Below are 14,545 nucleotides of genomic sequence, written 5' to 3'. Positions count from 1 at the left end.
TCGAGTATACGCAATTACGCTTTTAAAAGAGTGAAGGTTGTTGCGGTTCTTCCGGTGGGTTGGGTTTATTTGCACGTAATTTACGCATCAGGCGCTGGCGACAAAGACGCAGCACGTCCTGCTTTTCGGCATCGCTCATTTTTTGCCAGTTAAAACGCTCATCCCGGCTACGAAAACAGCCACGGCAAAAGCCGCGCTCGTCAGACTGACATATACCACGGCATGGGCTCTGGACGGGGAAAAATTCCAGCTGTTCTGCCACATCCCCTCCTTTAGTAAGATTGATATATCTATTGAAGACGTTAACTGAATTTCTCGCAAGCGCTATTGCATTAGACCGACTGGTCTATTATGCTTCTTTCATGAACAAAATTACTGAACACGATACACGCGAACATCTTCTGGCGACTGGCGAGCTGCTGTGCATGCAGCGCGGCTTCACCGGCATGGGCTTGAGTGAGCTACTAAAAACCGCTGAAGTGCCTAAGGGTTCGTTTTATCACTATTTTCGCTCAAAAGAAGCGTTCGGTGTCGCGATGCTGGAACGCCACTATGCGGCTTATCATCTGCGACTGGCTACGCATTTTGATACGGGGGCGGGAAACTACCGCGACAGGATCCTGGCCTACTATCAGGAAACCCTGAATCAGTTTAGCCAGCACGGCATTATTAGCGGCTGTTTAACCGTAAAACTGTCTGCCGAAGTGTGCGATCTGTCAGAAGATATGCGTACAGCGATGGATAAAGGCGCACGGCACATCATTGCGCTGTTGGCGCAGGCGCTGGAGAAAGGTCAGGCCAATCATTGCCTGTCTTTCGTTGGCGAGCCATTACAGCAGGCACAGGTTCTGTATGCGCTGTGGCTGGGCGCCAATCTACAGGCCAAGATTTCTCGTAGCGCCACACCGCTGGAAAATGCGCTGGCGCACGTTAAAACCATCATTACGACGCCTGCCGTTTAACAGGCGTTTTTATTTCTTTTATTACTAGACGACCGGTCTATTCAGGAGTACCACATGTCATCTGAAAAACTGTTTTCCCCACTGAAAGTGGGTGCCATTACGGCGGCAAACCGCGTCTTTATGGCGCCATTGACGCGTCTGCGCAGCATTGAGCCTGGCGACATCCCTACTCCGCTGATGGCCGAGTATTATCGTCAACGCGCCAGCGCGGGACTCATCATCAGTGAAGCGACGCAGATTTCCGCCCAGGCGAAAGGTTATGCCGGAGCGCCGGGGCTACACAGCGAAGCGCAGATTGCCGCATGGAAGAAAATCACTGCAGCCGTCCATGCTGAGCAAGGTCATATTGCTGTCCAGCTGTGGCACACCGGGCGCATCTCCCACGCCAGTCTGCAGCCAAACGGCCAGGCCCCTGTAGCACCTTCCGCGATTAGCGCCGGTACTCGCACATCACTGCGCGATGAAAACGGTCTGGCGACGCGTGCCGATACTTCTATGCCGCGTGCACTCGAAACGGAAGAAATTCCGGGTATTGTTAATGATTTCCGTCAGGCAATTGCTAACGCGCGTGAAGCGGGTTTCGACATGGTAGAACTGCACTCCGCCCATGGCTACCTGCTGCACCAGTTCCTGTCGCCAACCTCTAACCAGCGTACCGATCAATACGGCGGTAGCGTCGAGAATCGTGCGCGTCTGGTACTGGAAGTTGTCGATGCCGGTATTAAAGAATGGGGTGCCGATCGCATTGGTATTCGCGTCTCTCCGATTGGCTCTTTCCAGAACGTCGACAACGGTCCGAATGAAGAAGCCGACGCACTGTATCTGATCGAGCAATTGGGTAAGCGTGGCATCGCTTATCTGCATATGTCTGAGCCAGACTGGGCCGGTGGTGAGCCGTATTCCGACGCGTTCCGCGAGAAAGTGCGTGCACGTTTCCACGGTCCGATCATTGGCGCGGGCGCTTACACGCCTGAAAAAGCCGAAACGCTGATCGAGAAAGGTCTGATCGACGCCGTTGCTTTTGGTCGCGCTTATATCGCAAACCCGGATCTGGTGGCACGTCTGCAACATAAAGCGGAACTGAACCCACAGCGTGCCGAAAGTTTCTACGGCGGCGGCGCGGAAGGTTACACCGATTACCCGACCCTCTAACGTCACAATCTCCGTTCTGCCATTGATAGCGGCGTAACAACGCCGCTATACTAAAACAACATTTTGAATGTATTAGCCATTTTCGAAGGGGAAAAAGATGCGTTTACTTCATACCATGCTGCGCGTGGGTGACCTGCAGCGTTCCATCGAGTTTTATACCAACGTGCTGGGCATGAAACTGCTGCGTACCAGCGAAAACCCTGAATACAAGTACTCTCTGGCCTTTGTTGGCTACGGTCCTGAAACCAGTGAAGCGGTGATCGAGCTGACCTATAACTGGGGCGTTGAAAAATATGAGCTGGGCACCGCCTACGGTCATATTGCCCTGAGCGTAGACAACGCGGCTGAAGCCTGTGAACGTATTCGTCAGAACGGTGGTAACGTGACGCGTGAAGCTGGCCCGGTAAAAGGTGGCACTACGGTGATTGCGTTTGTTGAAGATCCTGACGGCTACAAAATTGAACTGATTGAAGAGAAAGACGCCGGGCGCGGCCTGGGCGACTAACCTCCCCTCGGGCGCAGATCGTCTGTGCCCGTAGTTTTATACTCATCATTTTGCCATAATACGCGCTGCAATTTTCCCGTATTAAGAGACCCAGATGTCCGATAACGCTCAACTTTCCGGTCTGTGTGACCGTTTTCGTGGTTTTTACCCTGTCGTCATTGATGTCGAAACCGCAGGGTTTAATGCCAAAACCGATGCGCTGCTTGAGATCGCAGCCATCACATTGAAAATGGATGAACAAGGCTGGCTGATGCCGGACACGACGTTACATTTCCACGTAGAGCCGTTTGAAGGGGCAAATTTGCAGCCTGAAGCGCTCGCCTTTAACGGTATTGACCCTAACAATCCTTTACGTGGCGCGGTCAGCGAATACGACGCTCTGCATGCCATCTTTAAAATGGTACGTAAAGGCATTAAAGACAGCGGCTGCAATCGGGCAATTATGGTGGCGCATAACGCCACATTCGACCACAGTTTTATGATGGCCGCTGCAGAACGCGCCTCACTGAAACGTAACCCGTTTCACCCGTTCGTTACCTTTGATACTGCGGCATTAAGCGGTCTGTCGCTGGGGCAAACTGTGTTATCAAAAGCATGCCTGGCGGCAGGAATGGAATTTGATGGCACTCAGGCGCACTCGGCGCTGTATGACACCGAACGTACGGCCGTGCTGTTTTGTGAAATCGTTAACCGCTGGAAACGCCTCGGCGGCTGGCCTCTCCCCGTACCGGAAGACGCATAACGGACCGATAAAAAAAGCGACCCTCACAGGTCGCTTTTTTACTTCAGCTGATATTACTCAGCGTCCGGCTCTTCGGTTTTATACTTCGCCGCTGTTTCTTTAATCAGCTGCTGCAACTCACCGCGCTGGTACATTTCAATGAGAATGTCACAGCCGCCAACCAGCTCACCATCAACCCACAGCTGCGGGAAGGTCGGCCAGTTTGCGTATTTCGGCAGCTCGGCACGAATATCCGGGTTCTGCAGAATATCAACATAAGCAAAGCGTTCACCACAGGCGGACAGCGCCTGTACGGCCTGAGCGGAGAAACCGCAGCTTGGCAGTTTAGGAGAACCCTTCATGTACAGGAGAATTGGGTTTTCAGCGATCTGGCGCTGGATTTTTTCGATAGTGGTGCTCATTATCTTGCTTCCTTAAACTTCTTTTACGGCAGTAGTCTGACATTGTAGCGGGTCAGGCAGGCAACGGAAAATAACATTTTCATTACGCGTTATTATTTTATCGTTTGCCGTTAAAAGTTGCATTCATAATCTTACTTACCCACTCAAAGTGTACGGCCTTGATTATTTGTTCACCAATCATACGTTGAGTTGCTGTTTTTTTTTGCGGTCGGTAACGAAACGCAGGGTTAAACAAAAAAAGCTATTAACTTTCCCCGTTTCGATAGATTAGAATCATCAAGTTTTGAAAATCACACGCAGGTATGATAGACCTGCCTTACCAGAGGACTGCTCAGTGGCGCGGATAAACCGAATCTCGATCACGCTCTGTGCTTTACTTTTTACTACACTGCCTTTTACGCCTATGGCGCATGCTTCCAAGCAGGCCAGGACGACACCTACCAGTTCCCACACCGTCAAGACGGTAGATAAAAAGAAAAGCGCAACAACCAGCCAAAAAACAGCAAAGACCAACAAGAAATCGGCGACAAAGACCACCAGCAAAACCAGTAGCAAAACAGCCTCCTCTTCTAAAAAACGCACAGCCACTCCGGCAAAATCGACAAAAACTGCCAACCGTCGCAGTAAAACTGCCGCAGCACAAACCGCTGCCGTTACCTGGACTGAAAAATGTACGCCGCGCAAAGGTCATAAACCGCGCTGCGTGAAGGTGAAAACCGCCGCACCGACCACGCTTGCTGAGGCACATAAAGTCAAAGTGCAGAAAGCGACTAAAACCGCGATGTCCACCCTGATGAACCAAATCGGCAAACCTTACCGTTGGGGCGGATCTTCGCCAAGAACCGGCTTTGATTGCAGCGGTCTGGTCTATTACGCCTATAAAGATCTGGTTAAATTCCGCATTCCGCGTACGGCGAATGAAATGTACCACCTGCGCGACGCCGCGCCGATTGAACGTGGCGAGCTGAAAAACGGTGATTTGGTCTTCTTCCGCACGCAAGGTCGCGGCACAGCCGATCACGTTGGTGTTTACGTTGGTAACGGTAAATTTATTCAGTCACCACGCAGCGGTCAGGAAATTCAAATCACTTCTCTGAGCGAAGATTACTGGCAGCGCCACTATGTGGGCGCTCGCCGGGTAATGACACCGAAAACAATTCGCTAAAAACTTACCCTACAGAACATGCTGTAGGGTAAGTTCTTCTTTTGCATAACCTTTCAATTTGCTACCCTATCCTTACTCACAATGAGGCTATTGTGTGTACTCAATATAAATAATAAGGAGAGAAGCAATGTCGTTTGAATTACCTGCATTACCGTATGCCAAAGATGCTCTGGCACCGCACATTTCTGCCGAAACGCTGGAATACCACTATGGCAAACACCATCAAACCTACGTGACCAATCTGAACAACCTGATCAAAGGCACGGCGTTTGAAGGTAAATCACTGGAAGAGATCGTGCGTAGCTCTGAAGGCGGTGTATTCAATAATGCTGCACAGGTATGGAACCACACGTTCTACTGGAACTGCCTGGCGCCGAACGCAGGTGGCGAACCGACCGGTAAACTGGCCGATGCAATTGCCGCCTCCTTTGGCAGCTTTGCGGATTTCAAAGCGCAATTCACCGATGCCGCTATTAAAAACTTCGGTTCTGGCTGGACCTGGCTGGTTAAAGGAACGGATGGCAAACTGGCTATCGTTTCCACTTCCAACGCTGGTACTCCGCTGACGACCGACGCGACGCCGCTGATGACCGTTGACGTATGGGAACACGCCTACTACATCGATTATCGCAATGCCCGTCCTGGCTACCTGGAACACTTCTGGGCGCTGGTGAACTGGGAATTTGTTGCGAAGAACTTCGCAGCATAAAATGATAACGCAGAAGGGATCCCCTTCTGCGTTTTAGTGTTAGCTGGAGGCCGTGCAGAGTTCTTCAGGTTGTCTTCTTGCCGAGATAAAGACCGGCAATAACGCAAGCCCCGCCACAATCGCTCCCATCACCGGCACAAAACTGTAGCCCAGGCCACCGGAAATCACCGCCCCACCGGCTGCCGCACCTAACGCATTCCCCAGGTTAAACGCGCCAATGTTGACTGACGATGATAACCCTGGCGCTTCGCTGGCAACGCGCATCACCCGCATCTGCAACGGCGGAACCACCGCAAACGTCGCCGCGCCCCAGACTACCATACTGACCGCCGCCCCCAGTTCATTACGCGCCAGGAAGGGAATAGCCAGCATAATAACCATCAACAACAGCAAAAAGCCTTTAAGCGTACCGTTGACAGAACGATCCGCCAGTTTGCCGCCAAGATAGTTACCGATCGAGAAACCGACGCCAATTAATACCAGCATTCCGGTCACAAACGCCGGTGTGGCATGGGTAATGCTGTGCAGCACTGGCGAAATGTAAGTATAAAGCGTGAACATCGCGCCGGCGCCCAGCACGGTGGTCAGCAGAGCCGACAGCACCTGTGGGCGCATAAGTACCGCCAGTTCGCTGCGGACATCGGGGCGCGCTCCTGCCCCACCTTTTGGTAATGAGAAAAACAGGCTGACCATAGCGATGACGCCCAGACCCGCCGTCGCCATAAACGACATCCGCCAGCCGATAGTTTCACCAAGCCACGTCGCCGCGGGAACGCCGCCAATATTGGCAATCGTTAACCCCATGAACATGGTTGCCACGGCGCTGGCCTGCTTATGTTTAGGTACCACGCTTGCGGCGACCACAGAGCCGAGACCAAAAAATGCCCCGTGGTTAAGACTGGTCAAAATACGCGACAGCATCAGCGTGGTGTAATCCGGTGAAATAGCTGAAAGCACGTTGCCCAGCGTAAAAATCGCCATCAGGAATATCAACGCATTACGTCGCGCGCGATGGGACAGCAGCAGGGTCATCAGCGGAGCCCCCACCATAACGCCAACCGCATACGCGCTGATCAGCATCCCAGCCGCGGGAATCGAGACATCCACCCCTTTGGCAATCACGGGCAATAATCCCATTGGCGAAAATTCGGTGGTGCCAATGCCAAACGCGCCGATCGCCAGCGCCAGTAAGGGATAATTGATTTTCATATATCGACTCCGTAACGTCGAGCCATGGCGCGACATAAAATAAGAGTCAAAAGCATGACATTGATCGCAAAATTAATAAAGTTAACAAAATTGCAAAAGACTTTTGCTTATTCGCAAACAATAGAGGGGAAACAGATGCGGAGAGGATGAGGGAGAGCTAACTCCCTCGGGGAAATCAATGCAGCGCTGCGGTCAGGCCACCCGCGACGATCAAACCCAGAACAATAATGGTAGTCACTAACGAAAATTTCAGATCGGTGCTCATCAAGTTTTCTCCTTTTTATTCCCACACAAAAAGTGATATTGCGCATTTTTACACACTTGAAAGCAAAAATCTCTCACGATTTATATTGATAACTGCTTTTAACTCTTCCCCTTTTCGTTAAGATCAGACAAAATTCCACGCTTACTTGATTAGCGTACCGGCCATTGACCCCTTCCTGACGTTCCGTGTCGTTTTCCCGGCGTGCCGCAACCCCTACGTTGCGTTAAGGGTGTGTGAAGGCAAACGTTTACCTGGAGTATTCTCAGGAGCTTAGGATATGGTCTGGAGTGAGATGTAATGGCAACAATTAAAGATGTAGCGAAGCGAGCAAACGTTTCCACTACAACCGTATCACACGTAATTAACAAGACGCGCTTTGTCGCGGAAGAAACGCGTAATGCGGTTTGGGCTGCGATCAAAGAGCTGCACTATTCTCCAAGCGCAGTAGCGCGCAGCCTGAAGGTGAATCACACCAAGTCTATCGGCTTGCTGGCGACCAGCAGTGAAGCGGCCTATTTCGCCGAAATTATCGAAGCCGTTGAGAAAAACTGTTTCCAGAAAGGCTATACCCTGATTCTGGGTAACGCATGGAACAGTCTTGAAAAACAGCAGGCCTATCTGTCGATGATGGCGCAAAAGCGCGTTGATGGTCTGCTGGTGATGTGTTCTGAGTATCCGGAATCTCTGCTTTCGATGCTCGAAGAGTATCGCCATATTCCGATGGTTGTGATGGACTGGGGCGAAGCTAAAGCTGATTTTACCGATACGGTCATTGATAACGCTTTCGAGGGCGGTTACATGGCGGGTCGGTATCTGATAGAACGCGGCCATCGCGAAATTGGCGCGATCCCGGGCCCTATGGAGCGGAACACCGGGGCTGGTCGTCTGGCTGGCTTTATGAAAGCGATGGAAGAAGCGCTGATTAAGGTTCCCGAAAACTGGATTGTACAGGGCGATTTTGAACCTGAATCCGGTTATCGCGCCATGCAGCAAATTCTTTCACAGTCGCATCGTCCGACCGCCGTCTTCTGCGGTGGCGATATCATGGCGATGGGCGCGCTTTGCGCTGCTGACGAGATGGGACTGCGCGTACCACAGGATGTCTCGCTCATCGGTTATGATAACGTGCGCAACGCCCGCTTCTTCACGCCGGCACTGACGACCATTCATCAGCCTAAGGACTCACTGGGTGAAACGGCCTTCAACATGCTGTTAGACCGTATCGTGAATAAACGCGAAGAGTCGCAGTCGATCGAGGTTCATCCGCGTCTGGTAGAGCGCCGCTCCGTTGCTGACGGTCCATTCCGCGATTATCGTCGTTAAGCCTGTTGTGCGGGGGCCTCATCTGGCTCCCGCAGCCATTCTTTATTCAGCGTTTCGCTATCCCCCAAATAATCCAGCAACCAACTCAGTGCTGGCGAGGTATCGTTCTGTTGCCATGTCAGACAACACGCGGCATCAGGAAAGGGATTCTCCAACTGCAGCGAGACCCATTTACCGCTATCAATCCACGGCTTGGCAAAATGTGTTGGTACCATGCCCACACACAATCCCGCAGATAAACAGGTCGCGGAAGATTCCCAGTCAGGAACCACAACGCGCTTTTGGTTATCCAGTAACCAGGTAATACGCTTCGGCAATGTACGTGAGGTATCTTCGCGCACCAGCGACGGCCAGTTGCGCAACGTATCATCGCTTAGCGGCCCCGACATTGACGCCAGCGGATGATGGCTGGCCACCACGCAGCTCCAGCTCAGCATGCCCATGTCGCGAAAGGTATAGCGCCCCCCTACCGGAATGGCCTGCGTGGCGCCAATAGCCAGCTCTACGCGCCCATCGGAAAGCGCATCCCAGACACCATTAAACACTTCCTGAAAAACCAGCAGTTCCACATCGTCAAAGTGGCGATAGAAATCTACAATCATCTGTCGGGTACGTTCCGGACGGACAATGTTATCTACCGCGATTGCCAGTTGTCCTCGCCAGCCGTTGGCGATTTGTTGACATTGCTGACGAGTGATCTGCATTTTTTTGATAACAGAGCGCCCTTCTTTTAAAAACCACGCACCAGCAGGCGTTAATTCCACATCGCGATGACGTCGCTCAAAAAGCGGTACAGCCAGCCACTCCTCCAGTTGGCGTACGGTGTAGCTTACCGCCGAAGGTACGCGGTGCAGCTCCTGCGCGGCTGAACTAAAACTGCCGTTACGCGCAACCGCATCAACCACTTCAAGTGAATATTCCGACCACATATTCTGCCTGCAAAAAATTTGAAATCAGTAAGCAAATATTAGCGTTTCACAGCGAGAATTACACTCACTACACTCAGCGGCATTGTTCTACTGCTAAAAAAAGAGAAATGATGATGCAACCTGGGAAAGGTTTTTTAGTCTGGTTGGCGGGTCTTAGCGTGCTTGGCTTTCTGGCGACGGATATGTATCTGCCCGCCTTTGCCACGATTCAGTCCGATCTGCAAACACCTGCCTCTGCCGTCAGCGCCAGCCTAAGTTTGTTTTTAGCGGGTTTCGCCGTCGCGCAACTTCTGTGGGGACCGCTCTCAGACCACTATGGTCGTAAACCGATTTTACTGCTGGGTTTATCTATCTTTGGGCTGGGTAGTCTGGGTATGCTGTGGGTTGAAAACGCCACAGGGTTGTTGGTATTGCGCTTTATTCAGGCTGTTGGCGTCTGTGCCGCGTCGGTTATCTGGCAGGCGCTGGTCACCGACTACTACCCATCACAAAAAGTAAACCGCATCTTTGCCACCATTATGCCGCTGGTCGGGTTATCTCCGGCTCTCGCGCCGTTATTAGGTAGCTGGATTCTGGTCCATTTCTCCTGGCAGGCCATTTTCGCGACCTTGTTTGCTATTACACTGATTCTGATGCTTCCGGCCCTGCGTTTAAAACCGACGGTTAAAGCACGCGACGACAGCCAGGATAAACTGACTTTCGCCACACTGTTGCGCTCGAAAGCATACCGTGGAAACGTACTGATTTATGCCGCCTGTTCCGCAAGCTTTTTCGCATGGCTGACAGGGTCACCGTTCATTCTTAGCGAAATGGGCTACAGCCCGGCAGTGATTGGCCTGAGCTATGTTCCACAAACTATCGCTTTCTTAATTGGTGGTTACGGCTGCCGTGCGGCGCTGCAAAAATGGCAAGGCCGCCAGCTGCTGCCATGGTTACTGATTCTTTATGCCATTAGCGTTGTAGCCACCTGGGCTACCGGCTTTATTCATCATGTTGCCCTGGCTGAAATCCTGATCCCATTCTGCGTAATGGCGATCGCGAACGGCGCAATCTACCCTATCGTTGTCGCTCAGGCGTTACGTCCTTTCCCACAGGCCACAGGGCGCGCAGCTGCATTGCAAAATACGCTGCAACTGGGTTTATGCTTCCTGGCAAGCCTTGTGGTGTCATGGTTGATCGCCACCCCGCTGCTCACCACCACCAGCGTGATGCTGACTACTGTGCTGCTGGCAGGCATGGGTTACAAAATGCAATCGCAGAGCGATAACGCCTCACAAACAGAGGACCAAGGGCAAATTGCCCATAGTGAGTCTCACTAATAATTGTCGCGGGCAATTAGTTAGCCCGCTAACAATTTTCTATTGAATCGTCAAAAAATCAGGCTTATACTGATTTCCAGTTGTTACAAAAACGATAATTTTTAGGTATTAACGGGGACAAGAACGTTCCCGTTTTTCCACGGATGGCCTTTTCGGTAAGGGTTTCTCCCTTCCTCTGTTCTACGTCGGATTAAAGATTCGCGGATTAATTCCGTGAGATTTCTCACAAAGCCCAAAAAAGCGTCTACGCTGTTTTAAGGTTCTGATCACCGACCAGTGATGGAGAAGCTATGAGTTCATCGTGTATAGAAGACGTCAGCGTACCGGATGATGACTGGTACCGCATCACCAATGAATTATTGAGCCGTGCAGGTATTACCATTAATGGTTCGGCAGCGGCAGATATTCGCGTCAAAAACCCCGATTTTTTCAAACGCGTACTGCAGGAAGGATCGTTGGGTTTGGGTGAGAGTTATATGGACGGCTGGTGGGAGTGCGATCGGCTGGACATATTTTTCACCAAAGTGTTGCGCGCCGGGCTTGAAAATCAACTCCCCCGCCACTTCAAAGATACCTTACGTATCGCCACGGCACGGCTGTTCAATTTACAGACCAAAAAACGCGCATGGGTTGTCGGCAAAGAACATTACGATCTGGGCAACGACCTGTTTACCCGCATGCTTGATCCCTACATGCAGTATTCCTGCGCCTACTGGAAAGATGCCGATACCCTGGAATCTGCCCAACAGGCGAAGTTAAAAATGATTGCCGAAAAATTGCAGTTGAAGCCGGGTATGCGGGTGCTTGATATTGGTTGTGGCTGGGGTGGCTTGTCCCATTTTATGGCATCGCAATACGGTGTGAGCGTGGTAGGTGTGACCATCTCGGCAGAGCAGCAGAAAATGGCGCAAGCGCGTTGCGCGGGACTGGATGTCACCATTTTGCTGCAAGATTACCGCGACCTGAACGATAAATTTGATCGTATTGTCTCCGTCGGCATGTTTGAGCATGTTGGTCCGAAAAACTACAAAACCTATTTCGACGTTGTCGATCATAATTTAAAACCGGACGGTCTCTTTTTGCTGCACAGCATCGGTTCGAATAAAACCGACAATAATGTTGATCCGTGGATTAATAAATACATCTTCCCGAACGGCTGTTTACCGTCAATTCGCCAGATTGCCAACGCCAGCGAGCCGCATTTTGTGATGGAAGACTGGCATAATTTTGGCGCAGATTACGACACCACACTGATGGCATGGCACGAGCGCTTCATGCGTTCCTGGCCTGAAATCGCCGATAACTATACCGAGCGTTTTAAACGGATGTTCAGCTATTACCTGAACGCCTGCGCCGGTGCGTTTCGTGCTCGCGATATCCAGCTTTGGCAGGTGGTTTTCTCCCGCGGTGTTGAGCACGGCCTGCGCGTCCCCCGCTAATGTCTACCGTCTACCGCCCCCGTGCTGACGGGGGCGTTTTGTTTCTGACCGGATTCAGACCTCGCCCGCTACGTTACTGATGGCGCTTTCGCGCGCAGCCAGTACACGTTCAACGGTATCAACAACCGCCTGCGTTTGCGGATCGATTTCGATATTAACCCGCGCACCCAGCTTTTTCTTACCCAGCGTCGTACGCTCCAACGTTTCCGGGATCAAATGCACGCAAAAGCGCGTTGGCGTGACTTCGCCGACCGTCAGGCTGATGCCGTCAATGCCGATAAATCCCTTGTACAGGATATATTTCATCAGCGATGGGTCCTGAACTTTAAACCATACCTGCCGGTTATTTTCCGAAGTCAAAATTTTAGACACCTCGGCGGTGGTCATAATATGGCCCGACATTAAATGCCCGCCAATCTCATCGCTGAATTTTGCCGCACGCTCAACGTTAACCATATCCCCGACCTTCAGGTCGCCCAGGTTGGTGATACGCAGCGTCTCTTTCATCAGATCGAAGCTTATGTGGTTACCGTTGATTTCGGTTACCGTCAGGCAACAGCCATTGTGGGCAACCGATGCGCCGGTCTCCAGCGCATCCAGCATATATTCAGGCAACTCCACGACATGCGTACGAAAATTTGGTTTTTCATCAATGGACACCAATTTTGCGGTGCCCTGCACAATACCCGTAAACATACTTCTCACTCCTGAACTCAATTAAGACATCTCTGCCCAGCACAATAGCAGGTGGAAATTCAGGTTGCCAGCAGTGCGCCACCGCTGCCTGTTTTTTCACTGGAGAATTACGTATTCCTCGCTACAATAGACTGAAATTTCCCCAGCTTTTTCTCCTTGCTGCCATATAAGGCGGCTTTTTTAGTCTCTCAAATAACAACAATATAGTGGTGTACACGTGCAAAAGTATGTAAGTGAAGCGCGTCAGTTATTAGCTCTGGCAATTCCGGTGATTCTTGCGCAAATCGCTCAAACCGCAATGGGATTCGTCGATACCGTCATGGCGGGCGGATACAGCGCGACGGATATGGCGGCCGTTGCCATTGGTACGTCCATCTGGCTGCCAGCTATTCTGTTTGGCCACGGACTCCTGCTGGCGTTGACGCCGGTCATTGCCCAACTCAATGGTTCTGGCCGCCGCGATCGTATCGCCCATCAGGTACGCCAGGGATTCTGGCTGGCTGGTAGCGTCTCCGTTTTGATTATGGTCGTGCTGTGGAATGCGGGATACATTATCCGCTCTATGCATAACATCGACCCGGCGCTGGCCGATAAAGCCGTCGGTTATCTGCGCGCATTGCTATGGGGTGCGCCGGGGTATTTGTTTTTCCAGGTAGCCCGTAACCAGTGCGAAGGGCTGGCCAAGACTAAACCGGCAATGGTGATGGGGTTTATCGGCCTGCTGGTGAACATTCCGGTTAACTATGTTTTCATCTATGGACATTTAGGTATGCCGGAACTTGGCGGCGTGGGCTGTGGCGTGGCCACGGCAGCGGTTTACTGGGTAATGTTTGCCGCCATGCTGTCTTACGTCAAACACGCGCGTTCAATGCGTGATATCCGTAATGAGCGAGGCTTCCAGAAGCCAGACACTGCGGTGATGAAGCGTCTCGTGCAGCTGGGTTTACCCATCGCGCTGGCGTTATTTTTCGAAGTGACGCTGTTTGCTGTGGTTGCGCTGCTGGTTTCCCCGCTGGGGATCGTCGATGTGGCCGGGCACCAAATCGCGCTGAACTTTAGTTCGTTAATGTTCGTTCTGCCGATGTCGCTGGCGGCCGCTGTCACTATTCGTGTCGGTTATCGTTTGGGTCAGGGTTCCACGCTGGAGGCGCAAACGGCGGCCCGAACCGGTCTGGGCGTTGGTGTCTGCATGGCGGTTGTGACGGCGGTTTTCACCGTGACCTTCCGTGAGCACATTGCCCTGCTCTACAACGATAACCCGGAAGTGGTCGCTCTGGCGGCGCAGCTCATGTTACTGGCCGCGGTGTATCAAATATCGGACTCTATCCAGGTTATTGGCAGCGGTGTTCTGCGCGGTTACAAAGACACGCGCTCTATCTTCTTTATCACCTTTACAGCCTACTGGGTGCTGGGTCTGCCAAGCGGCTATATTCTGGCGCTCACCGATTTGGTGGTCGACAGGATGGGACCTGCGGGTTTCTGGATGGGCTTTATTATCGGTCTGACCTCTGCGGCCGTCTTAATGATGCTGCGGATGCGTTATCTGCAACGCCAGCCGTCAGCCGTCATTTTGCAACGCGCGGCACGATAACCGCACAATAGCCGCCGTCTGGCTAACACCGTTCACTTAAGATGTTTTGAGTGAACGGGATACTGGGTTTTTGAGATTCGAACGGTCCTTTTTTTGGGCCGTTTTCTCTTTTCTGGCAGGATAAATTGTTTCACATTC

Annotated in this window: 16 protein-coding genes; 10 read left to right on the top strand and 6 right to left on the bottom strand. The window is 51.8% G+C overall.

What is annotated here, in order from left to right; all coding sequences use genetic code 11:
• Window positions 1-22: 22 nt before the first annotated feature.
• Window positions 23-262, bottom strand: coding sequence for a DUF1289 domain-containing protein (locus tag FHD02_RS03565; protein WP_038640381.1), 240 nt, complete (start codon window positions 260-262; stop codon window positions 23-25).
• Between the two features lie 100 nt (window positions 263-362).
• Here FHD02_RS03565 and FHD02_RS03560 point away from each other — a divergent pair, with 100 nt between their 5' ends.
• The 4 genes from FHD02_RS03560 (at window position 363) to rnt (ending at window position 3,361) form a co-directional block, all read left to right on the top strand.
• Window positions 363-962: a TetR/AcrR family transcriptional regulator gene (locus FHD02_RS03560; protein ID WP_137370543.1), complete on the top strand. Its 600-nt coding sequence runs from the start codon at window positions 363-365 to the stop codon at window positions 960-962.
• Window positions 963-1,016: 54 nt separating this feature from the next.
• A complete protein-coding gene (locus FHD02_RS03555) occupies window positions 1,017-2,114 on the top strand; it encodes an alkene reductase (RefSeq protein WP_042308647.1) in 1,098 nt (365 codons plus the stop codon).
• A 97-nt stretch (window positions 2,115-2,211) separates the two neighbouring features.
• Window positions 2,212-2,619 (top strand): lactoylglutathione lyase, encoded by a 408-nt coding sequence (gene gloA / locus FHD02_RS03550; RefSeq protein ID WP_042308649.1) that lies wholly within the window; start codon window positions 2,212-2,214, stop codon window positions 2,617-2,619.
• A 94-nt stretch (window positions 2,620-2,713) separates the two neighbouring features.
• Complete coding sequence (gene rnt, locus FHD02_RS03545) at window positions 2,714-3,361, top strand: ribonuclease T (RefSeq protein ID WP_038640374.1); 648 nt, start codon at window positions 2,714-2,716, stop codon at window positions 3,359-3,361.
• 53 nt (window positions 3,362-3,414) lie between these two features.
• Here the strand turns inward: rnt and grxD are convergent, their stop codons facing one another.
• Complete coding sequence (gene grxD, locus FHD02_RS03540) at window positions 3,415-3,762, bottom strand: monothiol glutaredoxin 4 (RefSeq protein ID WP_003832760.1); 348 nt, start codon at window positions 3,760-3,762, stop codon at window positions 3,415-3,417.
• Window positions 3,763-4,096: 334 nt separating this feature from the next.
• Between grxD and FHD02_RS03535 the strand changes: the two genes are divergently transcribed.
• Window positions 4,097-4,927: a C40 family peptidase gene (locus FHD02_RS03535; protein ID WP_137360090.1), complete on the top strand. Its 831-nt coding sequence runs from the start codon at window positions 4,097-4,099 to the stop codon at window positions 4,925-4,927.
• A 127-nt stretch (window positions 4,928-5,054) separates the two neighbouring features.
• The gene (sodB, locus tag FHD02_RS03530; protein ID WP_003029205.1) at window positions 5,055-5,636 is read left to right on the top strand and encodes a superoxide dismutase [Fe]; all 582 of its coding nucleotides are present in this window, start codon (window positions 5,055-5,057) and stop codon (window positions 5,634-5,636) included.
• 39 nt (window positions 5,637-5,675) lie between these two features.
• On the opposite strand, the gene FHD02_RS03525 is transcribed toward sodB, so the two are convergent.
• Both FHD02_RS03525 and cydH read right to left on the bottom strand, forming a co-directional pair.
• Entirely contained in the window at window positions 5,676-6,845 is a 1,170-nt protein-coding gene (locus FHD02_RS03525) for an MFS transporter (RefSeq protein ID WP_220393580.1), read from the bottom strand.
• Window positions 6,846-7,020: 175 nt separating this feature from the next.
• Window positions 7,021-7,110 carry a cytochrome bd-I accessory subunit CydH gene (gene cydH, locus FHD02_RS03520; protein ID WP_003029209.1) on the bottom strand — a complete coding sequence of 30 codons (90 nt, stop codon included), beginning with the start codon at window positions 7,108-7,110 and terminating at the stop codon, window positions 7,021-7,023.
• A 297-nt stretch (window positions 7,111-7,407) separates the two neighbouring features.
• Here cydH and purR point away from each other — a divergent pair, with 297 nt between their 5' ends.
• On the top strand, window positions 7,408-8,433 hold the full coding sequence (gene purR, locus FHD02_RS03515; protein ID WP_038640368.1) for an HTH-type transcriptional repressor PurR: 1,026 nt from the start codon (window positions 7,408-7,410) through the stop codon (window positions 8,431-8,433).
• On the opposite strand, the gene punR is transcribed toward purR, so the two are convergent.
• Window positions 8,430-9,362: a DNA-binding transcriptional activator PunR gene (punR, locus tag FHD02_RS03510; protein ID WP_038640367.1), complete on the bottom strand. Its 933-nt coding sequence runs from the start codon at window positions 9,360-9,362 to the stop codon at window positions 8,430-8,432. The genes purR and punR overlap by 4 nt on opposite strands.
• A gap of 113 nt (window positions 9,363-9,475) precedes the next feature.
• Here punR and punC point away from each other — a divergent pair, with 113 nt between their 5' ends.
• Complete coding sequence (punC, locus tag FHD02_RS03505; RefSeq protein WP_220393653.1) at window positions 9,476-10,681, top strand: purine nucleoside transporter PunC; 1,206 nt, start codon at window positions 9,476-9,478, stop codon at window positions 10,679-10,681.
• Window positions 10,682-10,971: 290 nt separating this feature from the next.
• Window positions 10,972-12,120 carry a cyclopropane fatty acyl phospholipid synthase gene (cfa, locus tag FHD02_RS03500; protein ID WP_220393579.1) on the top strand — a complete coding sequence of 383 codons (1,149 nt, stop codon included), beginning with the start codon at window positions 10,972-10,974 and terminating at the stop codon, window positions 12,118-12,120.
• A gap of 54 nt (window positions 12,121-12,174) precedes the next feature.
• On the opposite strand, the gene FHD02_RS03495 is transcribed toward cfa, so the two are convergent.
• On the bottom strand, window positions 12,175-12,816 hold the full coding sequence (locus FHD02_RS03495; protein ID WP_042308659.1) for a riboflavin synthase: 642 nt from the start codon (window positions 12,814-12,816) through the stop codon (window positions 12,175-12,177).
• A gap of 217 nt (window positions 12,817-13,033) precedes the next feature.
• Here FHD02_RS03495 and mdtK point away from each other — a divergent pair, with 217 nt between their 5' ends.
• Window positions 13,034-14,407, top strand: a complete 1,374-nt coding sequence (gene mdtK, locus FHD02_RS03490; RefSeq protein ID WP_042308660.1) for a multidrug efflux MATE transporter MdtK — start codon at window positions 13,034-13,036, stop codon at window positions 14,405-14,407.
• The last annotated feature ends 138 nt before the right edge of the window (window positions 14,408-14,545 follow it).

Source organism: Citrobacter sp. EC_71 (assembly GCF_019584005.1).
Lineage (GTDB): Bacteria > Pseudomonadota > Gammaproteobacteria > Enterobacterales > Enterobacteriaceae > Citrobacter > Citrobacter werkmanii.
This window is presented reverse-complemented; position numbering and strand designations above follow the sequence as displayed.